Source organism: Chitinophaga sp. CB10 (genome assembly GCA_001870995.2).
Taxonomy (GTDB): Bacteria; Bacteroidota; Bacteroidia; order Chitinophagales; family Chitinophagaceae; genus Chitinophaga.
Genome location: MLAV02000010.1, coordinates 1 through 22699 on the forward strand (window position 1 = coordinate 1; position 22699 = coordinate 22699).

The window sequence follows — 22699 nt, forward strand, 5'->3', positions numbered from 1 at the left end:
CAAATTAAAACTGAACGGCTTGAGTCCAGTACAATACCGAACTCAAGCCGCTTAATCAAAAAAGCCGTCCAAACTTTTGGGTTCACTTCACAGGTTCCGGCCTTTTTTATAAGGTAACCTGGTTCTCCGACGGTAATCCTTTTTCGAAGCAGGCGATATTATGCAGCGTTGTTTCCGCAATCTGCGTGAGCGCTTCATGCGTAAAGAAGCCCTGGTGGGAGGTGATGACCACGTTGGGAAAGGTGATCAGCCGGGACCATACATCATCCTGGATGATGGCGCCGGAGAGGTCATGGAAAAACAAATGCTCTTCCTGTTCATACACGTCGATGGCGAGTGCGCCTATATGCCCGCTCTTCAGCGCGTCCACTACTGCCGGGGTATCAATCAGTCCACCCCGGCTGGTGTTGAGCAGGAACACGCCCTGCTTCATTTTCGCAATCGTACCGGCATTGACCAGGTGTTGGGTTGCGGGGGTTAGGGGGCAGTGGAGAGATATAATATCTGCCTGTTCGAATACGGCATCGGCGGAGGCATACGATACGCCGGCTGCTTTAAGCCGGGGGTCTTCATGCATATCATATGCAATCACCCTGCAACCAAAGCCCAGCATTATGCGGCAGAATATGGCGCCGATGTTCCCGGTGCCAATTACCCCTACGGTTTTCCCGTAGAGATCGAACCCTTCCAGGCCGTTAAGCGTAAAGTTATTATCACGGATACGGTTATACGCTTTGTATATTTTCCGGTTGAGGCCCAGCAGGAGGGCCACGGTATGCTCGGCCACGGCGTGGGGCGAGTAAGCCGGTACGCGCACTACCGGCATTTGCAGGCTGGCGGCTGCTTTCAGGTCCACGTTGTTAAAGCCGGCAGCCCGCAGGGCAATGAGCCGGATGCCTTTATCGTACAGTTGGCGGAGGATGGGCGCGTCCAGGCGATCGTTCACAAAGGCGCAGACTACGGTTTCCCCGGGTTTCACGAGGGCGGTGTTATCCGCATTGAGCGGGTATTCCAGGAAGCGGAGGTGGTACCCGTATTTTTCGTTGGCAGCGGTGAAGTACTTTACATCGTAGGGTTGTGCGCTGTAGAACAGGATATGCATGGCCGTTGGGATTGGTTAACAGCAATATACTAAAAGAACGGCGCTCCGGTGGACCGGAGCGCCGTTCTGCAACAGATAAATTTATCTCTTATTTGATTTCGCCTACCATGTGTGCAGGCACTACCCACTCGTCGAATTCAGCAGGGGTTACATAACCCAGTTTCACTGCCATTTCTTTCAGTGTAGTACCTTCTTTGTGGGCTTTCTGCGCGATTTCAGCGGCTTTGTAGTAACCAATTTTGGTGTTGAGCGCTGTAACGAGCATGAGGGAGTTTTCCACGTGCTTTTTGATATTTGCTTCGATAGGTTCGATGCCTTCGGCGCATTTATCGTTGAAGCTTACGCAGCCGTCGCCGATGAGGCGTGCGGAGTGCAGGAAGTTATAGATCATCACCGGTTTGAACACGTTCAGCTCAAAGTGGCCGGTAGCGCCGCCGATGTTGATGGCCACATCGTTGCCCAGTACCTGTGCCGCGATCATGGTGAGCGCTTCGCACTGGGTTGGGTTCACTTTACCCGGCATGATGGAAGAACCTGGTTCATTGTCCGGGATGTGGATTTCGCCGATTCCAGCGCGCGGGCCGGAGCTCAGCATCCGGATGTCGTTCGCGATTTTCATCAGGCTTACGGCAACGGTTTTCAGGGCGCCATGCGCTTCCACGATAGCGTCGTGCGCGGCGAGGGCCTCGAATTTGTTTTCAGCGGTGATGAACGGCAGGCCGGTTAATGCGGCGATATTTTTAGCTACGTTTTCAGAGTAGCCTTTAGGCGTATTGATACCTGTACCTACGGCAGTACCGCCCAGGGCGAGTTCGCTCAGGTGAGGCAGGGTATTGTTGATGGCTTTCAGCCCGTGATCCAGCTGGGATACATAGCCGCTGATTTCCTGGCCCAGGGTGAGCGGGGTAGCGTCCATGAAGTGGGTACGGCCGATTTTTACGATATGTTTGAAGGCTTCCGCTTTCTGGTGCAGGGTATCGCGGAGCTTTTTGATGCCCGGGATGGTGGTTTCCACGAGGATCTTGTAAGCGGCGATGTGCATCGCGGTAGGGAAGGTATCGTTGGAGGACTGTGATTTATTCACGTCATCGTTTGGATGCAGGAATTTTTCTTTATCGGTCAGCTGGCCGCCGTGCAGCACGTGGCCGCGGTAGGCTACCACTTCGTTGACGTTCATATTGGACTGGGTACCGGAACCGGTTTGCCATACTACGAGCGGGAATTCGTTGTCCAGTTTACCTTCCAGGATTTCGTCGCAAACGCGGCCGATGAGGTCACTTTTTTCCTGTGACAGTACTCCTGCCTGGAAGTTGGTCATGGCTGCTGCTTTTTTCAGGTAAGCAAAAGCCTTGATTATTTCCTTAGGCATCTTGTTGATGTCCTGTGCAATTTTGAAATTTTCAATGGAGCGCTGTGTCTGAGCGCCATAATAAGCATTTGCAGGCACTTTCACCTCGCCCATTGTGTCTTTCTCTATTCTGAATTCCATAGCGTAAACTTTTAAGGCTACAAAAGTAGCTATTTCAGGATTATTCGCCTTTGAAATTCGGACGTCTTTTCTCCACAAAGGCGCTGGCCCCTTCCTGGAGGTCTTTGGTGGCGAAGCAGGCCGCAAACTCCTTCACTTCGGTTTCAAACCCGTCCACATCCTTATCCAGTGCGGCATTGGCGCATTTTACGACCCGGGCAACGGCCAGCGGGGCTTTGGCGTGGATCTTTTCCAGCAGGCTTTTGGCTTTGGGCAGCAGTTCCGCCAGCGGGGTTACGTGGTTGACCAGCCCCCATTGCAGGGCTTCGGCGGCGTCGATCATATCGCCGGTCATCATCAGTTCTATGGCTTTTCCTTTGCCGATGAGCTGCGTCAGACGCTGGGTACCGCCATAGCCGGGGATCAGGCCCAGGTTGACCTCCGGCTGGCCAAAGCGGGCATTTTCGCTGGCGAGGCGGAAGTGGCAGGCCATGGCCAGCTCGCATCCGCCGCCGAGGGCGAAGCCGTTTACTGCGGCGATGATGGGCTTGGGACTATTTTCTATCCTGTGGAAGATGACATGGCCTTTTTTAGCCAGTTCTTCACCCTCTTTAGGCGATAATTTGAGAAATTCGGATATATCGGCGCCGGCCACGAAGGCTTTTTCGCCTGCACCGGTGATGATGGCGCTTTTGATGGCAGCGTTGCTATATACCTCGTCTATAGCCAGTGCCAGCTCAGCCATCACCGTCTGGTTCAGTGCATTCATTTTGTCCGGGCGGTTGATGGTAATAATAAGTGTACTATTCTCCAGTTGTGTGCTTATAGTTTGATACATGAACCGTAGTTTTAGTGTATTCAATATTAAGCAATTTGTTTGATCCGCCCTGAACCGGATTTTTCCTAGTATTCGATTTCCATCTTGGCATTGCCGCTCTTAAAGCGCACGTAGTTGCTTTTTTTGTGGGCATGTTTGTAGAGATGTGTATTGAAGCTGTAGCTGAGGGTCACGAAAAGTAGCTTGGCATCGAGGTTTTGATACGGCTTAACGTTGTTGCCGGTAAGCTTATCCTTCATGGTAAAATCCTGATTGAAGAAGTTCTGCGGATAGTACTGTACTTTCAGCCCGAAGCCTGGAGCGAAGCGCATACCGGCGAAAACGGAAGGCATCAGGAGCGGTGTACGGTCGGAGAACCATTCGTTGAATTTATCCACTTTATCGCCGTTTTCGAAGCGTTTTTCCTTGTAGTTGAAGGCCAGGTCGCACTCAGCGCCGGCGAAGAAGAACCAGGTGCCGCGGTGAACGTCCCCTACTTTGAAGCCCAGGGGCACGCCGAGGGTGTACACGCGCTGTTTCAGCTTCAGGCCATCTGCCGGTTTGGTGATGATACCGATATTTTTGATGTTGAGGCCGGAGAAGATCCCGAAGTTACGGCCAAAATCCTTGTTCACATTGGTTCCAACGTTGAAGAAGAAGGTAAAGCGCGGCACCATGGGTACGTGGGCGCCATTATCCTTTACCTGTGCAAACGACAGCAGGGCTCCATCGCCGCCGTTGGTTCTGTAGATGCCGGTACGGGATTTAGGGTATCTACCGAAGATAATACTGAAAATCGCTTCTTTTTTTGAATCAGTCGTGTCTACAGCGGATTTACTTACAGTGGCAGAATCGGATTCCTGGGCAAAAGCCGGGCTGATGGCTGCAATCAGCAGCAAAACAAATAGCGTGATAGATTTAGAGCTCATAAAATGGCGGTTGTTATATTAGGTAATTGGATGATTTCTACCCAAAAGACGACCCACCAATTGAAAAGTTACGGCTACAAGATAAAAATATTAGAAATTTCTGTGAGATGCCACCCAATCGCCGATATAAGCGGCAATGTCCTGGGTACTGGTACCTGGCGGGAACAGCGCACCGACGCCCATTTCCTGTAATGCTTTCATATCTGCTTCGGGAATAATACCGCCGCCTGTCAGCAGTACATCGTTCATATTATTTTCTTTCATCAGGGCTATCAGACGTGGAAAAACGGTCATATGGGCGCCTGAGAGGATACTCACCCCAATGGCGTCCACATCTTCCTGGAGGGCTGCATTTACCACCATTTCGGGGGTCTGGCGGAGGCCAGTGTAAATAACTTCCATACCGGCGTCCCTGAGGGCCGCCGCAATTACTTTCGCGCCCCTGTCATGGCCATCAAGGCCCACTTTGGCTACCAATACACGCACGGGACGATTCAACGGGTTGACCATACCTATTATCGATTAAGTTCCTAAAGGTAAGGAAAACCTTCCCACTATTCCTTACATTTGCAGACACATTTATATACATTATGAGCGAAGAAAGGTCACTCAATTTCATAGAACAAATCGTAGAAGAAGATCTGGCCAACGGATCAACAGGAGGACGCGTACTCACACGCTTCCCGCCGGAACCGAACGGCTACCTGCATATAGGTCATGCCAAGTCCATCGTATTGAACTTCGGCCTGGCACAAAAATACAATGGCGCTACCAACCTCCGTTTTGATGACACCAACCCGGTTACGGAAGATACCGAATACGTGGATTCCATCCGGGAGGACATCAAATGGCTGGGCTTTACCTGGGAAAAAGAACTCTATGCCTCCGATTACTTTGAGCAGCTGTACGAATTTGCCGTGAAGCTGATCAAAAAAGGCCTGGCATATGTGGAAGACGCTACGGCCGAGGAAATTGCCGCCATGAAAGGCACCCCTACCACCCCGGGCGTAAACAGCCCCTGCAGAAGCCGCTCCGTGGAGGAAAACCTCGACCTGTTTGAGCGTATGCGTAAAGGTGAGTTCAAAGACGGGGAAAAAACCCTCCGTGCTAAAATAGATATGGCTTCGCCCAACATGCACATGCGCGACCCGCTGATGTACCGCATCAAGCACGCGCATCACCACCGTACCGGCGATAAATGGTGCATTTACCCGATGTACGACTTTGCGCATGGCCAGAGTGACAGCATTGAGAATATTACCCACTCCATCTGTACCCTGGAGTTCATTCCTCACCGCCCGCTGTACGACTGGTTTATCAAGGAGCTGGACATCTACCCCAGCCACCAGTACGAATTTGCGCGCCTGAACCTGAACTACACGGTGATGAGCAAACGTAAGCTCAAACAACTGGTGGAGGAAAAACACGTGGCCGGCTGGGACGACCCCCGTATGCCTACGATCAGTGGCTTGCGCCGCCGCGGCTACACAGCCGCCAGCATCCGCAACCTCTGCGAGCGGGTGGGCGTGCAGAAACGGGATAACGTGATTGAATACAGCCTGCTGGAGTTCTGCATCCGCGAGGAGCTGAACAAAACCGCCAACCGCGCCATGGCTGTGCTGGACCCTGTGAAACTGGTGATCACCAACTACCCGGAAGGACAAGTGGAAGAGCTGGAAGCAGAGAACAACCCGGAAGATCCCAACAGCGGTAGCCGCAAGCTGCCGTTCAGCAATACGCTTTACATCGAGCGGGAAGACTTCATGGAGAACCCTCCGAAAAAATACTTCCGCCTCGGCCCTGGCATGATGGTGCGCCTGAAAAACGCCTATATCATTAAAGGGGAAGGTGTGGAGAAAGATGCGGATGGCAACATCACTACCATCTATGCGACTTATCTGCCGGAAAGCAAGAGCGGTGGCGACTCATCCGGGCTTACCGTAAAAGGCACCATCCACTGGGTGAGCGCAGCGCATGCAGTAGCCGCCGAAGTACGGTTGTACGACCGCCTGTTTACTGTAGAAAATCCGGGCGCTGAGGAAGGCGACTTCAAATCCTTCATCAACAAGGACTCCCTGCAGGTGATTGAAAACGCGTACGTGGAACCGGGCTTGTTGCAGGCTAAACCGGGCGACAGGTTTCAGTTTATGCGTAAGGGTTATTTCAGCGTTGACCCGGACTCTACCCCTGGGAAGCCAGTGTTTAACCGGACCGTGACCCTGAAAGATGCCTGGGCTAAGGAGTCCGCTAAAGCGGCGAAATAGTAAATTTTCTCCCTAAAAATAAAAAAAATGGTGCCACCGGACGGTGACACCATTTTTTTATGTACAAATTTAAAAATGCGTGTGATTAAGACTGGCTGGCCGCTTCCACCGCTTTTTTGTAAACATCCACGCCAATGGCTATACGCTTTTGGGTTTCAGTAACGCCGAGCGTGGCAGCGATGTCAAACACCGGAGGGCCGAACTTGCCGCCGGTGAGCATGATGCGGAAAGGCAGTTGCAGCTCGCCTACCTTGATGCCCATTTCCGTAGCCAGTTCCTTGAAGCTGGCTTCCAGGTCAGCCGCAGAAGGCTGCTTAGGCAGCTTATCCAGCTTAGGCAGCCAGGTGGTGAAGAACTTTTCCTTGTCGGCGTTCCACTTTGGCGCAACGGCGCCGGTATCGTGTGTGGAAGGCCGCTGGAAGAAGAAGAAGCTGTGGTCCCAGAATTCGGACAGCACGTAGAGGCGCTCTTTTACGAGGCCGGCTACGGTAGCGATAAAACCGAGGTCCGCATGAACGTCCTTTTCTGCCAGCATAGGCTGCAGGAGGGTGGCCAGGCTTTGGTTATCCTTATGATGAATGTACTGGTGGTTGAACCATTTGGCTTTTTCGAAGTCGAATTTAGCGCCTGATTTATGCACACGGTCCATGGAGAATTTCTCTATCAGCTCTTCCATGGAGAAGATTTCCTGTTCGGTACCATCGTTCCAGCCGAGCATTACCAGCATGTTGATAAATGCTTCCGGCAGGAAGCCCAGTTCGCGGAAGCCTTTGGTGAGTTCCTGCGTTTTGGGATCTTTCCAGTTCATGGCATACACGGGGAAGCCGAGGCGGTCCCCATCGCGCTTGCTGAGCTTACCATTGCCATCCGGCTTGAGGATCAGCGGCAGGTGCGCCCATTCCGGCATCTCTGATTCCCAGCCCAGGTATTTCCAGAGGAGGATATGCACGGGAGCGGAAGGCAACCATTCTTCCCCGCGGAAGGCGTGGGTAATTTTCATGAGGTAGTCATCCACTACCACGGCGAGGTGGTAGGTAGGCATACCGTCTGCTTTCAGGAGTACTTTATCATCTACGAGGCCGGTGTTGAAGCTTACTTCTCCCCGGATCATATCGTTGAAGACGAGCGTTTCATTTTCCGGCATTTTGATGCGGATCACATGCGGCGTTTGCGCGTCCAGCAGTGCTTTCAGCTCCGCGTCCGTCATATTGAGGGAGTTCCTCATTTTGGAGCGGGTCCTGTGATCGTACTGTGGAGAAGGATTTTCCGGAGATTTATATTTCTCGCGGAAGGCATCCAGTTCTTCCGGGGTATCAAAAGCGTAGTAGGCGTGACCTGCAGCCACCAGCTGTTCAGCGTACTGGCGGTATAATGCTTTACGTTCGCTCTGGCGGTAAGGCTCGTACGGACCGCCTTTTTCAGGGCTTTCGTCCGGCTCGAGGCCGCACCAGCGAAGGCATTCATTGATGTATTCCTCCGCACCAGGCACATAACGGGTCTGGTCTGTATCTTCGATACGCAGCACAAATTCTCCTTTGTGATGCTTTGCAAATAAGTAGTTGAACAATACGGTGCGCACACCGCCGAGGTGTAAGCCACCAGTGGGACTGGGCGCAAAACGCACTCTTACTTTCCTGTTATTCATAATCGACAAAGTTAAGGGTTTAGGCTATGGCTTCCAGCATTAATCCCGGCCGGATTAAAATTTTTTAATCCTGCGGAGGAGAAATAGGACATTAAGTATATTGCAGCGGGTAGCGTGTTAAAAGCTGCCGGATCCATGTTCTATCTGACAAAAACACCCGCTATACTGAAGGCCGTCTACAGCAGTTGTATCTGGAATATGCCTGCCGGCACCAACGCCGTTTATCTCACTTTCGATGACGGCCCTCACCCCGAAGCAACGCCCTTTGTACTGGACCAGCTGAAGAAGTATGATGCCAAAGCTACTTTCTTCTGCATCGGCAAAAATGTAATTGAGCAACCGGCTATTTACCAGCGTATCCTGGAAGAAGGGCATTCCGTGGGCAACCACACCCACAACCACCTCAACGGCTGGAAAACCGGCACGGATAAATATATCGAAAATGTACTGCTTGCCCGCGAATATATCCAGAGCAGCCTGTTTCGGCCGCCATATGGAAGGATAACACCTTTCCAGATCAGGATGTTGAAGAAGCAGATACCCGGCGCTAAAATCATCATGTGGGACATTCTCAGCGGGGATTTTGACCTGGACATCAACGGAGAAGCCTGTGTGCAGAACGTGGTATTCAAGCTAAAACCCGGCTCCATAGTGGTGTTTCACGACAGTACCAAAGCCTGGGACCGTATGAGTTATGCCTTACCGCGGGTACTGGAATTTTGTAAAAAACGGCAGTACGAGCTGCGGGCTTTGTAAAATAACGGAAGGCGCGCTGATGGTACAGCTGCGCCTTCTCCCCATAAAAAAATTTTAAACAACTTACAGGGTAATTTCTTTCACTTTATCGCCCACTGTAACGGTAGCCTTGTTATCACAATCTCCCGCTCCATAATCGATCACCCCGGATACCATTTCCGTTACCAGCTTTAACTGGCCGGACCTGATGTACTGGCAGTTCCAGGAGGTATGCAGTTTTACGGGGGTAGACAGTGCGATGGTCACGCTGGTACCGTTTTTATGCTTGTACACAAGTGTGCCGGTACCTTCCGTATCATATTCATCATCGCCGGGATTGCCGATGGTGTTGCCGCCGTTGGTTTGCTTCACGGTTTTGGTATGGTTGTACACCGCGGTGATACTATCGTTGAGCTGTACGGTACCATCCGTAATTTTTTGGGTGAAGGAGATGCCGCCCTTCGCGTCTTTCGTATAGCCGGTCACCGTGTACAGGATATTGCCGGTTACAGGCTTGCCATTGATAGTGAAGTTGGTTAACGTCACTTTCACGGTAGTACCCGGCGTGGTGAGGTAGCCGCTGAATACGGCCGTTATCTTCCCGCCACGGACGCGGTTGTTCAGGTTATTGGAGCAGGAGGTGCCGAAATCGATGTTTACGGTAATCGGCCAGGTGAGCGCGCCTTCCACTGACACCGCGGGGCAGGAGGTAGTGGTGAGCAGGCTGGCATCGCCGCCGGAGCGCCGTGCGGAAGGGTCAGGAATCTGCTGTGCAGCGCCTTCGGCCACTGCGTCAAAAATATCGCTGTAATAGAGATCTACCTCTGCCTGGTAGGCTGCGCCGGCCATCACTTGTTTGTCACTTTGCTCCGCTACTACCGGATCAGTATTTTTGGCAGCATCCTTTTTACAGGCGAAGAAGAGCGCTGTTATGGCAATTCCGGTGAACGTCCACGCCAGCACACGGTTTGTGCAGAAATAGCTTTTCATAGTTATAGATTTTTAGCAATTAGGTTTTTCTGGCTGTAACTTTGTACCACCTAAAGATAGGATTTTATATTAAAATAAATATTATGTTTTGGATAGACACCCATGCGCACCTGTATTCAGCGGAATTTGACGCCGACCGGCACGAAATGATTGGCCGCGCATTGTCGCACGGGGTGAACAGGCTGTTTCTGCCCAATATAGACGAGGATTCCATCACAGGCATGCTGGAGCTGGAAAAGGCTTATCCGGAGCATTGCTTCCCCATGATCGGCATACACCCCTGTTATGTAAAGGAGGAGGTAGGCCCGCAGCTGGAGCTGGTAAAAGCCTGGTTGCAACAGCATTCCTTTAAGGCTATCGGAGAGATAGGGCTGGATTTTTACTGGGACAAGACGTACCTCACCCAGCAATACCAGGCTTTCCAGGAGCAGTTGCTGCTGGCCAGGGAGCATAAGCTGCCGGTAGCGATCCATAGCCGGGAGTCCACCCGGGAGTGCATAGACGAAGTGAAAGCCTTGCAGAACGGGGATTTGACGGGGGTATTCCATTGCTTCAGCGGCACGCTGGAAGAAGCCAGGGAGATCATTGACCTGGGCTTTTACCTGGGCATCGGCGGCGTGGTGACGTTTAAGAAGTCGGGATTGGATAAGATAGTGGAGCAGCTTGACTTACAGCAGATCGTCCTGGAAACGGACGCACCTTACCTGGCGCCGGTACCCTACCGGGGCAAACGCAATGAAAGCAGTTACATTCCACTGATCGGTGAAAAGGTGGCAGATGTAAAAAATCTAAAAATCGAAGATGTAGCCGCCATTACAAGCAGTAATGCCCTTAAATTATTCAAAATGCTCTAACCATTTTAAGGATAACTTTGCATGCAACTGGCAGACTACGCACAATGAGTAAAATTCTGATTATTTACACGGGTGGAACAGTTGGAATGATCTATGACGATAAGACCAAAGCGCTTCGCCCGATAGGATTCAATGAGATAAGGAACAATTTACCTGAGCTTTACAGGATGGGAATAGACTTTTACGTCTATGCTTTCAATCCTCCCATTGACTCCTCCGACATGCAACCAGAGATATGGGTAGAACTGGCCAGCATCATCGAAGACAGATATGACCGCTATGATGGGTTTGTGATACTCCATGGCTCCGATACCATGGCCTTCACCGCTTCAGCGCTCAGCTTCATGCTGGAAAACTTATCCAAGCCTGTTATCCTTACCGGCTCCCAACTCCCTATCGGGAAGATCCGTACCGACGCTAAAGAGAACATCATCACGGCAATGGAGATTGCCTGCAGTAAACACAATGGCAGCAACATTGCGATGGTACCGGAAGTATGTATTTACTTCGACTTCTCCTTGTTCAGAGGTAACCGTTCCAAGAAGTACAATGCGGAGAAATTCGAGGCTTTCTACACCATGAATTATCCTATCCTGGCGGAAGCAGGGATTGATATCAAGTACAAGACGCAGGCCATCCTGCCGAATCCTACGGCCCCGCTGAAGGTGCATAAGGAGCTGGAAACAAACATCACGGTGTTGAAACTCTTTCCGGGCATTACCCGCAAAGCGGTGGAAGCCACGCTCAACATACCGGGCCTGAAAGGCGTTATCCTTGAAACATTTGGTAGTGGCAACACCACGACTCAATCCTGGTTTACAGATTGCCTGAAGCGTGTAGCCGACAACGGTGCATTGATCCTGGATATTACGCAGTGCGATGGTGGCAGCGTGGAGCTGGGGAAATACGAAACCAGTCAGCACCTGAAAGACCTGGGCGTGGTAAGTGGCCATGACCTTACGTTTGAAGCGGCGGTGACCAAGCTCATGTTCGTACTGGGCCAGGGCCTTACGCTGGAAGAAAGCAAAGCAATGATGGAAACGCCGCTCCGCGGAGAGCTGACGTTGACGGAAATATATTAGTGTATGGGTAGCAGTTAGCTGCTGCGAAACGGGAAGCCGGTTAGTAGGGCTTCCCGTTTTTTTATGATCTCAGCAATTTGCGATATATTTATATAGCATTTTTTAATTCCTCTATACCCCGCAAGATTTTACTAACCTCTAAACGATTGCTCTATGAATGCTACTCTTTCACAAAAAGCTATTGCTGAGTTTTTTGGCACCTTTGTGCTGGTTTTTATTGGTACCGGCAGTGCTGTGCTGGCCGGCGGCCATGTAGGCTTCCTCGGTATTGCCTTTGCTTTTGGGATTTCCGTACTGGCGATGGTCTATGCCATCGGGTTTATTTCAGGTTGTCATATTAACCCGGCCATTACCATCAGCATGCTGGCCTTCGGAAAGATTTCGGGTAAAGACGCGGTAGCCTATATCATCGCGCAGATTTTGGGGGCTATACTGGCATCCGGCATATTGCTGATGATAGCGCAGGGCAAGGCGGACTATTCCCTGGCGGCCAATGGCCTGGGGCAAAACGGCGTCGGCGATGGCTCTCCGGACAAATATTCCCTGGGAACGGGGCTGCTTGCCGAAGTGGTGCTGACCACGATTTTCCTGATTGTAGTACATGGCAGTACCAGCAAAAACACCGCTAACGGCGGCTTTGCCGGCGTGGCTATTGGTTTGGCGCTGACCATGATTCACATCGTGGGTATCCCGGTAACAGGCGTATCCGTGAACCCTGCCCGTAGCATCGGACCGGCTATTTTTGTAGGCGGCGAGGCGCTGGCCAACCTCTGGGTATTCATCGTAGGACCCATTGTGGGCGGGCTTATCGGCGGCGGAATCTGGAAGCTTTACGATAATAAATAAAAAATTCTTGGAAATTTAAATGAAAGGATTATCTTTGCAACCCTGATCGGAAAAACAACCATTCCGATTTAGTTCAAAGTTAATCACGGAAGAGTGCAGGAGTGGTTGAACTGGCACGCCTGGAAAGTGTGTATAGGTGAAAGCCTATCAAGGGTTCGAATCCCTTCTCTTCCGCAAGCTTTAAGCTCTCAGGTCGAAAGACTTGGGGGCTTTTTGTTTATAGCCGCTACTGTACTGCGTTCTACGCTTTTCCTCTCTGAGATACAGTAAGTAATTTCTACGTGTTTTCGATATTTCACGCTATCATTTCCGCTCTCGTAGGATGTTTTTTACGCTAGCATAAAAACATACTCTTATAAGCTGAATATCAAACTATTACATATTATCTGCTTTATTGTCAATTTTCAGTGCTGCACACAAATTTGCAACCATGCGCATAAATATTAGGCTTTCTTTTTTTCTGTATAAATCACGCAGAGGAAAGAAAGGAACGCCAGTCTACCTACGTATTTTCCTACCCACCGGAGAAGGGCAAATACATACAGGCATTACCGTTATTGAAAAATATTGGAACGATCAGAAAAATACGATTCGTGAAAGTTGCCCAGAACACAGGGAACTGAACAAACAGTTACAACAGCTCAAAAACAAAGTGTTGGCTGTTTTTAACGATTGTACCGAAAAAGATATCCCTGTATCCATCGATCTGATTAAAACCCGAATAAAGGGAGATACAGGAGAAGTACGCACCTTAATTGAAGCACTTCAGGTTCATAACGACGACCTGAAAAAGAAGCTGGGCATTGAAACCAGTAAAGCGACCGTTACCAAATACGAAACGCTTCGCAAAAAAGTAACACAGTTTATTCACCATCAGTACAAAAGGAAAGATATTTTCCTGAAAGAACTGGATCACCGTTTTATCGTCAACTTCGAAACCTACCTGAAAACGGTAGATAGTATTAGCCATAACCCTGTGGTTAGCTACATTCAGCTATTGAAAAAGATCATGAACATGTCAGTAACTTTCGGTTGGCTTCAGTTAAACCCGTTCAGGAGTTTCAAATGCACGAAGAAAGAAACAGCCAGAGGATTTTTATCACTCGACGAAATTCACGCTCTCAGAGATAAGGAAATAGTTAACAGGAGACTGGCAACGGTGAGAGATATTTTTCTTTTCTCCTGCTACACGGGTTTAGCTTATGCAGATGTTGCCAGCTTAACCACTGATAGTATTATCCGTGGGGTGGATGGTAAGCTGTGGATCAACAGCAGCAGAAAAAAAACAGGTGTACGTATTACCGTACCGTTGTTACATCAGTCGCAGTTGATCCTGGACAAATATGTTCCAGATGAAAAGAACAGGTTATTGCCCGTCATTTCCAACCAGAAGCTAAACGCTTACCTGAAGGAGATTGCAGACATCTGTAAAATAACGAAGAAGTTAACTTTCCATCTGGCACGCCATACTTTTGCTACAACCGTAACGCTAAGTAACGGTGTACCCATCGAAACAGTCAGCAAAATGCTGGGCCATACCAACCTGAAAACAACGCAGATTTATGCGAAAGTGGTTGATACGAAGATCAGCAATGATATGTTAATGTTGCAGGAAAAATTATCAGTGAAGTAAATTTTCAGGGGTAGTAATGAAAATTGCTCCCCTGATTATTACTTTCTCTGAGAGGAAGTAATAATACGATGAAAGTTAACACCACAGGATATTACGAAAGAATAACTCAGGAATACTCTGAAAAGAGTTTCAATTCTCACAATATTTTTTCCTCTCTCGGAGGTTCATTTGTAAACTGCGGGAACCTGATTAAGATATTTTACCCTCCTGATTATTCCCTAAAAAACATGTGACGAACACACGCTCAAAAACAGTTCCCATAAACGTTTTGATTGACTGTGTTACTACAGCCCTGCTCCAATACTCAGGAGTGTTGCACCTCCAGACATGAGATGCCTAGAGCCACTGGCACTACGTCATATCATTTATTTTCGTGGTAGTGTGAGCCTGTATTTCGCAGGTACTTTTATCATCCTCAGGTCAGGCAAGACACTGTCCGGATAAGAGATTCATCATAATTTAAATTACGAAGATATATGCAGTTGACGCAATTTAATTTTCAACAGGTGTGGAAAACTAAGACTGAAAAGTTGCCGAATAAGGGCAGCAAAGAATATAATAAAAGTATCAAAATGAAATTAAAACATTCTATTTGAACAAGTTACGGTTATACTCACTAAAATCACTTCAAATGCCCGAAATTACTGCGTTTCCTTTGTGTAACAAGGATATACGAAGGTGCTATTTAATGAAATTAAAATCCTCTCCATGAAAAGAAAATATTCGCTATCTTTTGTACAAAGTTCATCTCGGTGAACGTATCTGCACAATTTCAACTGGGACTGGAAGAAGCAGAAGTAATAAAACAAACGAATAAAGATGGTATTTTTGAAATAAAAAAAACATATTCCGATGATGAAACAAAAGTACCGACGTGGAAAAACAAACGGGAGAAAGCTGCTTTCATAGTGGGCTTTGACCACTATGGTTATTCCTCAATAACGATGATTATGTCTTATTCCTATATCGATTTGGACGCATGGATATTAACACGCAGCAGGTACGCTACATGTCAAAATAAAGAACTCTGGACGGCGCGGATAAAAGGGAAATTCTACACAATCAAACTGAAAAGATTCGATCCTCCGGGAAAGATGGTTTTCGTTATTGAGCAGGTGAAATCTGAAAATTATTAACAGTACTAATATTTTAATGCATATGAATGCGCAAAAAAATATCACACACTTCGCAGTGTTGCCTGATTTATCAAGGAAAGAGTGTTCGTCATTTGAAGAGGCATCCTTAGTTACAGACATACTTTATATCGTTATTCAAGAAGAAGAAAACATCCATGTACCAATGAAATATTCCGGTGGCAGCGGATATTCAGCAGGGACATACACTCATGGAAATGCAAAACTGGATTTAAAAATTGTTGATCGACAAAATCAACAGTTTGTAATAACAGAAAAGAAATGGAGGGCTGTATATCTACAGACGGTATGTAGTAATAGTAAACCGTTCAACATTACTTTCCCTCTGATGAAAATTACAGACCCCAAAGGCCAAAGCATAGAAGTTAGAGCATTAGCGCCATATATCGGAGGCATCATTCTTCTTCATGAACGATTGAGGCAATATTCCAAATATGATAGTTGGGATGATATAATTAAAAAAGTATCACTTGATGATCTCTGATCGCTAAACCCAACAAAACGAATATGCAAAACGAATAAAACGACCCCACATCATCACCCCATAGGGTTTGCTACGCAACGGTGTTGCCCCGAAGGGGTAGCATGCCATCGATGCAATTAATAACAGTAAAACCAGAAAAATGAAGAAGAAAAAAATTACACATTCTCTGAGAGGAAGGTACACAAGAGGCCGTGTATCACGTCCAAACGTACCACCATTCTAATTTTAACACAGTACGTTAATATAGCATTCTGTAGCCCTTAACTGCGTTGGTTAAAAAATAACCATGTGTGTTAGGGGCTTTTTCATTTAAATTTCAAAACGTCGCAAAATGAAATTTGCAGAATTCGTAAAAAGCTGTGTTTTACATGAACAGACGGAAATCGTAAGTGTTCTGATTGCCAACGAAAAAAAAATCGATATTCAGGAGCTGATGTATAATACTGAAGTTTTTACGGTAAATCTTCCCGAAGGGGAAGTTTCCATGGGTTCTACCATTTTCGACAGGAAATATAATAGTCTTGGATACAAAAACAGGGCCTTACATGAGTGCTACGAAAATGCTGGCAGCTATACACGTACCATTTATGCGTGGTGGCTCATTCCTTACTGGTTAGGTGAAAGTCTGATCGATCAGGGAGAACCTGTCTTCAGGCATTATGGCTGTTCATGGTGGGGAATCTACGATTTACAGTACTTAGGTTGGTTCAACAGTAAAGCCCTGCGAGCAGTATTCAATCAACTATACCCATCATGATAATTTCGCCCACACAGATGGAATAATTCCGTTACTACACAAAAACACTTTTTCACCGTGCAGCACTGAAACGCTAACAATTACGCAGACATTTTTACTTATCCTCTCGGAGAAACAATACTGTAGGGCTTTTCAGAAAAGGGTTCGAATCCCTTCTCTTCCGCAAGCTTTAAGCCCTTGTATCGAAAGATGCAGGGGCTTTTTGTTTTAAGGATATCCCATGCAACTTTTATATGCTTCCTGTTTCTTTATAGCATATCAGCTATAAAAAATCGCCCAAATGCCAAGAAAACTGCCTGTTTTACTCTTTTTGTTAACCTGTTCCCTTGTTTGCAGACCCTTAATGGGGCAACAACTGGCCCATCAGGCGGACAGTATTATTTCCACCGTTTTTAGCGATCCCACCGGCCCCGGAGGGGTGTTTATGATCGCACATAAAGGGAAGGTCATCTACCAGAAAAGCGCAGGAAAAGCCAACCTGGAACTACAGGTAGACCTGCGGCCGGAACACGTTTTCCAGCTGGGGTCCATGACCAAGCAATTCACCGCTGTCGCAGTGCTGATGCTGGAACAGGAGGGGAAGCTGAAAACAACTGACCCTATATCTGCCTATATACCGGATTACCCGAACGGCAACCATATTACCATCCACCACCTGCTGACGCATACTTCAGGCATCAGGGATTTTACAAAGATGAAGACGATTTCCACTATTGCCAACCGGGAATTGACTCCGAAAATGATGGTGGACTTTTTCAAGGATGAACCTTGTGATTTTGCACCGGGAGAAAAGTTTGACTACAATAATTCCGGGTATGTGCTGTTGGGATATATCATTGAGCTGGTAAGCGGGGAGACGTTTGAGCACTTCATCGCCAAACGCATCTTTGAGAAAGCCGGCATGACGGACTCCTACTATTGCAGCGACCGGAAGGTAATTACCAACAGGGCATACGGCTACCATAAAAAAGGCCCGGAATACGTCAATAAAACGGTGATCAGCTACAGTGTACCCTATGCGTCCGGGGCATTAATGTCTAACCTAAAAGATATGCTCAAATGGCAGCATGCACTCAATACGAACCTCCTGTTGAATAAGGAAGAATCAGAGAAGGCTTTCAGGGCCTATCAGCTGAATAACGGGACGCCCATAAGCTATGGCTACGGCTGGCATATCAGGGACATCAACGGAACGCCAGACCGGGAACATGGCGGCAGTATTTTCGGGTATAAAAGCATGGGGGTGTATATACCCGGTGAAGATATCTATGTATTAGCACTCAGCAATTGCGACTGCAACTCGCCGACTAAAGTTGCACAGGACATCGCCGGAATGGCGCTGCGAACATTGAGGAAACAAAAATAGTTAACCCTGATGATGTGTGGAATCCGGCAGTTCACTGTCCGGATTTCCCGCTTTATGGGATGGCCGGGGGATGCTTTGGGGATATGGCGGAGTAGCGGTAACTTGAGGGTGTAAATGCCTTATTGGTGGTATTGTTTTGATGGTTGTCAATAGGGAGACGCAGATGTAACGGACCATTTCATGCTTGCTTCATGGTAATAAGCGGGACTTGGAATGATAACCGGTAAGTCTAAATAAAACAATCCTTATGTATTTCTGCCAGTTGCTGTTATCGCTGTTGTCATTTATCCAGCCCATCCCGCAGGTAGATCATCCTGTGCGGGCATTCATGCAGCAATACCATGTGCCCGGAATGGCCGTGGCTATTACCTATCATGGCAAGCTCGTATATGCAAAAGGGTACGGTTACGCCGATACTGCCTCTAAGGAAAAAGTAACACCCCACAGTTTATTCCGGATTGCCAGCGTATCCAAGACTATAACGGCAACGGCTATATTTAAACTTGTGGATGAAGGGAAGCTGAATATCAATCAAACGGTGTTTGGGAAAGAGGGTATTCTTGGTAACAGCTATACGCCTCCCAACGCTAATCCCAACCTGTACAAAATCACCGTAAAGCAGCTCCTGCAGCATACTTCCGGCGGATGGCCGAATGATGGCCGGGATCCTATGTTCCGCTATCCGCACCTGGATAAGGATAGCCTGATCAAACGGATACTCCGGGAGGATAGCTTGAGGTATGCACCCGGTGAAATGTATATGTATTCCAACTTTGGCTATTGCCTGCTGGGAAGGATTATAGAAAAAGTAAGCGGAACAGGGCATGAAGATTACGTGCGTAAGCACGTGCTTCGGCCGGCCGGTATTGAGCACATGCAGATTGGCGGCAATACCATCTCCCAAAAGAAAACCAATGAAGTAACCTATTATGGGCAAAACGGCGAAAAGCCGTATATACACAATATTTCACGGATGGACGCGCATGGCGGATGGATTGCAGATGTGGTTGACCTTGCGCGTTTGTTAGTGGTTATGATGGTTATGGAGATGTTACCGATATCCTGAACAGGGAATCGATCCGGGAAATGACTACCGGTTCCACTGCCAATACAGGATATGCCTGCGGATGGGCAGTAAACATCTATAACAACTGGTGGCATGCCGGTTCCCTGCCCGGCACTGCCAGCGAAATTGTGCGTACTGCCAAAGGTTTTAACTGGGTTATACTCCGTAACACCCGTACGGATAAAGCTTTCTTCAACGACCTGGACGGCCTGCTTTGGAAGGCGGTGAACAACAATAAAACCTCATGGCCACAGCAGGATTTGTTTCTCTCCGAAAAGCAGTAGCGGTCAGCGATTCCCCTCGTCCTTGGTTTTACGGTTGCCCTGCATGACCAGGTACACAATGACCCCAATTATTACGACTATGAGTGCAATGAAAGGTATGAGCATATATCAATGTTTAGTTATCAATGTATCACCTTCCGGTGTTTGCGGTTTATAGTATGGTTCTTCAAAGCCTTTATAGGCTCTTTTTTCGGAAGCCATAGTGATTAATACGGCTGCGGCTCCGAGTATGGTCATCGTCCACGTAGCGGCGCGGCTGAGCCCCAACAGCCATGGCAGCAGGATAAACGCAATGCCGGCTATCATATCAATCCCCAGGTGGACTTTATATGGAATGATCCGAACAAACCCTCCTTCAAATCTTGTAAAGAAGGTCATGATCAATACCAGGGCCGCATAGCCTACTGAAATGAGCGTGGCCAGGTAATCGTGGTTATACAAAACGATCCATGGCGCAGCGGCCACCATCACGCCCATCATATAGTCAGCCGTTGCGTGTGTCGTGCTATTGATAGTCCTTTTCATAATCCAACAATTTTACTTACTGTAAGGCATCCACGAATTGTGCCATTGATCTGCCGGATTCTGCCTGTGGTAAAGGACTCTGCATTATTATCCGGCATGGTTTTACCGATCGTTTTTTCTAAAACAACACTCACAAAAAATCAGCTTATGAAACGCTTGCAAAAAACGATGTTAAGTATCCTTACTATTGCTTTAGTATTTTCTGCCTGTAGCAATGATGACGACGATGTTGTGCCTGGAAACGGCCTGAGCATCATTGACATTGATTTTATGACCAAGGCGGCCGCCGGCAATAAGAATGAGGCAATGGTGGGAACAGTGGCGGCGCAGCAGGGCCGTGATTCCTCCATCCGTTGGTTTGGCAGTATGATGGTTATGGATCACAACGCTGCCTACGATGAACTGTCGAAAATAGCAAACAGCGTGAGTACCAATATACCCACGGATGCAGATTCCGCCCACATCGCCCTAAAGCTGCGCCTGCAGGGGCTAAGCGGTTACAGCTTTGACACTGCTTATATACAATCCCAGATAAAGGATCACAACGAAGCCATCACACTTTACCAACACGAAATAGACGCTGGCAGTCATGCTTCCGTGAAAGCTTATGCAGTGAAAATACTGCCTAAGATCAAGATGCACAAAGCTTCGGCAGACAGTATAGCTGCATTGCTGAGGCCGTAAACTGCTTATTAATTCATTTAAAACAGTATGATTATGGAAAACATCTTAAAAAACGAACACCAGGAAGGACCAGTGGCGAAGGCCATTGAGGACAAAACAGCGAAAATACCAAGCGACTGTTATTTATGGGCAGCGGTAGGCGCGATGGGAGTTTCCCTGACGCTGCAATGCCTCGGCAAGAAGCATGCGAGCCTGTTTATCGGTCAGTGGGCGGCGCCGTTCCTCTTATTCGGTATTTACAATAAGATCGTAAAGACCTCCGGACACGATTAATGGCAGATTTGTGAGGTAGCAATGTACTACTGGCAACATGCTGGTTACATGGGAAGGCGATGCAGCAGTGGAATAAAGTACACTGCTGCATTTTTTTTGTGGATTTGCAGCGCTCAACTCTTTTGCGAAATGTTTGTTTTTTAAGGTAGCAGTCGCTTTTAAAAAGGCTGAAAATGATGAAAAGATTAATTATACTGGTTTATATGTTGCTGCCGCTGATGGCGGTATCCCAATGGAAAACGAATAGTCGCGGCTATGCTTACCTGATGCGGCACGGCCATAACTTTGGCGGCGGCATCCTGTACGATTACGGCTTTAACCCTTTCCTGGCCGCAGGCCTCGGGGTAGAGCTGACCGGCTACAACGGCAACCTGATGATTCCTACCTTTGCCGACCTCAGGGTGAAATACCCTGTGAATAAGGTGGAGCCCTTCATAAATGGGCAATTTGGCTACAACAACTACCGCGTAACGTACCAATATCACTACACTGACGGTAATAATAACGCCCAGGTGACCAACTATCAGAAAACGGGGAAATATTTCTGGGGCGCAGGCGCCGGTGTTTCTTTTTTAATTGGCAAGGTAGGGGTGTTTGCATCGTACACTTACAGGGGATATGTGTATAAGTTCCCGAAATTTATGGCGAATGACACGGAGGTATCGTTTCCGGATGATAAGCCGAATGTGAGTGTGATAAGCGGGGGGATTGTGTTTTAGTGGTGGAGGTGACTGGGGGGGGAGAACCCAATTGCAAAGTAATCACCCTTATAATGTAGTTACCCAAATTATAAAGTAATCATCCTTATAATGTAATTACCCAAATTATAAATATATCAGTCTCTTCCCTCCGTAGAGTTGATTGATTTAGTTAATGGATCGATGTACCCGGGCACGAAATATCATCCTGCACTAATATCAACATTCCTCTATGGACATGAACTATGCATATATTCCTGCAACGCTCTCAAACCATAAGCATTATTCTTCCTGATTTCATTCATCAGCTTTTTATCTGCCGTGCAAAGCTCTTCCGCAAAGCCTGTAATGCCGGCTCTTATTGCAGCGTCCAACAGCTGTGCGAGTGGCTTGGCGGGAGTTTTTGTGAGCTTTAATTCCCGTATGGCCCAGCCGGTATGAATAAATACGTCAGGGTTGTATTTTAGCATGGCATCGAGGACGTTGGTACGTACGCCTACTACATTTTTACCGGCAAGCCAGCCGTAGCAGTATTGCAGAAATGTTCGTCGCCCGTCTTCCATGTCACTGATGGCAGTGATTTTCATTTTGGTGATAGCAGGGTTGCCGGTATAGCCGAAATCCTGCAGGAGGGAGGTGAGGAGTTCGGGGTAATAGTGGTCGACGGGTTTTAGCTGGGAGGCGTCGGAGTAGATGAGGAGTTTGTTGAGGGCGACGAGCTGTTTGAATCTCTCCGGATCCCATTCTTCGAGCGGAATGTCTACAATCCGATGCTTATCATCATAAGTAGCGTAAATAAGACCCAGCTCCTCCTGGTGAATTAATAAACATCCATTCCGGACTGCCCACAATGTAGGAGAGGGCTCCGGAGAGGAGTCCAACTTAACCAGTGCCGCGTTGTTTTTACGCAGGTCAATTCCGAAAATATCCCTGACTTTGTTGAAAAAGGTAGTTGAGTCAGGAAAGGAATAGCCACGGAGTGTCATTCCTTTTTTTAGTTTTTGCAAGTCGGGCTCATTTATTTTCCTTCCTTGGCCATAAGT

General features: G+C 48.0%; 24 protein-coding genes and 1 tRNA gene. 16 read left to right on the forward strand and 9 right to left on the reverse strand.

Features of this window, described 5'->3' with window-relative positions; translation table 11 throughout:
- Window positions 1–106: 106 nt before the first annotated feature.
- From BOC67_RS15175 to BOC67_RS15195, 5 genes are all read right to left on the reverse strand, one after another.
- On the reverse strand, window positions 107–1102 hold the full coding sequence (locus BOC67_RS15175) for a 2-hydroxyacid dehydrogenase (RefSeq protein WP_291911432.1): 996 nt from the start codon (window positions 1100–1102) through the stop codon (window positions 107–109).
- Between the two features lie 88 nt (window positions 1103–1190).
- A complete protein-coding gene (gene fumC, locus BOC67_RS15180) occupies window positions 1191–2591 on the reverse strand; it encodes a class II fumarate hydratase (RefSeq protein ID WP_291911433.1) in 1401 nt (466 codons plus the stop codon).
- A 40-nt stretch (window positions 2592–2631) separates the two neighbouring features.
- Window positions 2632–3408, reverse strand: a complete 777-nt coding sequence (locus BOC67_RS15185) for an enoyl-CoA hydratase-related protein (RefSeq protein ID WP_291911434.1) — start codon at window positions 3406–3408, stop codon at window positions 2632–2634.
- 65 nt (window positions 3409–3473) lie between these two features.
- On the reverse strand, window positions 3474–4316 hold the full coding sequence (locus tag BOC67_RS15190; protein ID WP_291911435.1) for a hypothetical protein: 843 nt from the start codon (window positions 4314–4316) through the stop codon (window positions 3474–3476).
- Window positions 4317–4406: 90 nt separating this feature from the next.
- On the reverse strand, window positions 4407–4826 hold the full coding sequence (locus tag BOC67_RS15195) for a cobalamin B12-binding domain-containing protein (RefSeq protein WP_291911436.1): 420 nt from the start codon (window positions 4824–4826) through the stop codon (window positions 4407–4409).
- A gap of 80 nt (window positions 4827–4906) precedes the next feature.
- Here BOC67_RS15195 and BOC67_RS15200 point away from each other — a divergent pair, with 80 nt between their 5' ends.
- Window positions 4907–6580 (forward strand): glutamine--tRNA ligase/YqeY domain fusion protein, encoded by a 1674-nt coding sequence (locus BOC67_RS15200; protein WP_291911437.1) that lies wholly within the window; start codon window positions 4907–4909, stop codon window positions 6578–6580.
- An 85-nt stretch (window positions 6581–6665) separates the two neighbouring features.
- Here the strand turns inward: BOC67_RS15200 and gltX are convergent, their stop codons facing one another.
- Window positions 6666–8225 (reverse strand): glutamate--tRNA ligase, encoded by a 1560-nt coding sequence (gltX, locus tag BOC67_RS15205; RefSeq protein WP_291911439.1) that lies wholly within the window; start codon window positions 8223–8225, stop codon window positions 6666–6668.
- A gap of 135 nt (window positions 8226–8360) precedes the next feature.
- Here gltX and BOC67_RS15210 point away from each other — a divergent pair, with 135 nt between their 5' ends.
- A complete protein-coding gene (locus tag BOC67_RS15210; protein ID WP_291911440.1) occupies window positions 8361–8981 on the forward strand; it encodes a polysaccharide deacetylase family protein in 621 nt (206 codons plus the stop codon).
- Window positions 8982–9044: 63 nt separating this feature from the next.
- Here the strand turns inward: BOC67_RS15210 and BOC67_RS15215 are convergent, their stop codons facing one another.
- A complete protein-coding gene (locus tag BOC67_RS15215; RefSeq protein WP_291911441.1) occupies window positions 9045–9950 on the reverse strand; it encodes a hypothetical protein in 906 nt (301 codons plus the stop codon).
- 83 nt (window positions 9951–10033) lie between these two features.
- Here BOC67_RS15215 and BOC67_RS15220 point away from each other — a divergent pair, with 83 nt between their 5' ends.
- The 11 genes from BOC67_RS15220 to BOC67_RS15270 all read left to right on the forward strand — a co-directional run bounded on the left by BOC67_RS15220 (window position 10034) and on the right by BOC67_RS15270 (window position 19476).
- The gene (locus BOC67_RS15220) at window positions 10034–10804 is read left to right on the forward strand and encodes a TatD family hydrolase (RefSeq protein WP_291911442.1); all 771 of its coding nucleotides are present in this window, start codon (window positions 10034–10036) and stop codon (window positions 10802–10804) included.
- 44 nt (window positions 10805–10848) lie between these two features.
- Window positions 10849–11886 carry an asparaginase gene (locus BOC67_RS15225; RefSeq protein ID WP_291911443.1) on the forward strand — a complete coding sequence of 346 codons (1038 nt, stop codon included), beginning with the start codon at window positions 10849–10851 and terminating at the stop codon, window positions 11884–11886.
- A 153-nt stretch (window positions 11887–12039) separates the two neighbouring features.
- Entirely contained in the window at window positions 12040–12732 is a 693-nt protein-coding gene (gene aqpZ, locus BOC67_RS15230; protein ID WP_291911444.1) for an aquaporin Z, read from the forward strand.
- 87 nt (window positions 12733–12819) lie between these two features.
- Window positions 12820–12906, forward strand: a tRNA-Ser gene (locus tag BOC67_RS15235).
- Between the two features lie 256 nt (window positions 12907–13162).
- Window positions 13163–14365, forward strand: coding sequence for a site-specific integrase (locus BOC67_RS15240; protein WP_291911445.1), 1203 nt, complete (start codon window positions 13163–13165; stop codon window positions 14363–14365).
- A 752-nt stretch (window positions 14366–15117) separates the two neighbouring features.
- The gene (locus tag BOC67_RS15245; RefSeq protein WP_291911446.1) at window positions 15118–15501 is read left to right on the forward strand and encodes a hypothetical protein; all 384 of its coding nucleotides are present in this window, start codon (window positions 15118–15120) and stop codon (window positions 15499–15501) included.
- Between the two features lie 22 nt (window positions 15502–15523).
- Window positions 15524–16003 carry a hypothetical protein gene (locus tag BOC67_RS15250; protein ID WP_291911447.1) on the forward strand — a complete coding sequence of 160 codons (480 nt, stop codon included), beginning with the start codon at window positions 15524–15526 and terminating at the stop codon, window positions 16001–16003.
- A gap of 331 nt (window positions 16004–16334) precedes the next feature.
- Window positions 16335–16760, forward strand: coding sequence for a hypothetical protein (locus BOC67_RS15255; RefSeq protein WP_291911448.1), 426 nt, complete (start codon window positions 16335–16337; stop codon window positions 16758–16760).
- Between the two features lie 343 nt (window positions 16761–17103).
- Entirely contained in the window at window positions 17104–18126 is a 1023-nt protein-coding gene (locus BOC67_RS15260) for a serine hydrolase (RefSeq protein WP_291911449.1), read from the forward strand.
- A 247-nt stretch (window positions 18127–18373) separates the two neighbouring features.
- Window positions 18374–19192, forward strand: coding sequence for a serine hydrolase (locus BOC67_RS15265; RefSeq protein WP_291911450.1), 819 nt, complete (start codon window positions 18374–18376; stop codon window positions 19190–19192).
- 20 nt (window positions 19193–19212) lie between these two features.
- Window positions 19213–19476, forward strand: a complete 264-nt coding sequence (locus BOC67_RS15270) for a hypothetical protein (protein WP_291911451.1) — start codon at window positions 19213–19215, stop codon at window positions 19474–19476.
- Window positions 19477–19584: 108 nt separating this feature from the next.
- Here the strand turns inward: BOC67_RS15270 and BOC67_RS15275 are convergent, their stop codons facing one another.
- On the reverse strand, window positions 19585–20001 hold the full coding sequence (locus BOC67_RS15275) for a hypothetical protein (RefSeq protein ID WP_291911452.1): 417 nt from the start codon (window positions 19999–20001) through the stop codon (window positions 19585–19587).
- A 147-nt stretch (window positions 20002–20148) separates the two neighbouring features.
- Here BOC67_RS15275 and BOC67_RS15280 point away from each other — a divergent pair, with 147 nt between their 5' ends.
- From BOC67_RS15280 to BOC67_RS15290, 3 genes are all read left to right on the forward strand, one after another.
- Entirely contained in the window at window positions 20149–20685 is a 537-nt protein-coding gene (locus BOC67_RS15280) for a DUF4142 domain-containing protein (protein ID WP_291911453.1), read from the forward strand.
- 33 nt (window positions 20686–20718) lie between these two features.
- Window positions 20719–20958, forward strand: a complete 240-nt coding sequence (locus BOC67_RS15285; RefSeq protein ID WP_291911454.1) for a hypothetical protein — start codon at window positions 20719–20721, stop codon at window positions 20956–20958.
- A gap of 173 nt (window positions 20959–21131) precedes the next feature.
- Entirely contained in the window at window positions 21132–21677 is a 546-nt protein-coding gene (locus tag BOC67_RS15290) for a hypothetical protein (protein WP_291911455.1), read from the forward strand.
- Window positions 21678–21886: 209 nt separating this feature from the next.
- On the opposite strand, the gene BOC67_RS15295 is transcribed toward BOC67_RS15290, so the two are convergent.
- Window positions 21887–22663 carry a hypothetical protein gene (locus BOC67_RS15295; protein ID WP_291911456.1) on the reverse strand — a complete coding sequence of 259 codons (777 nt, stop codon included), beginning with the start codon at window positions 22661–22663 and terminating at the stop codon, window positions 21887–21889.
- Window positions 22664–22699 lie beyond the last annotated feature (36 nt).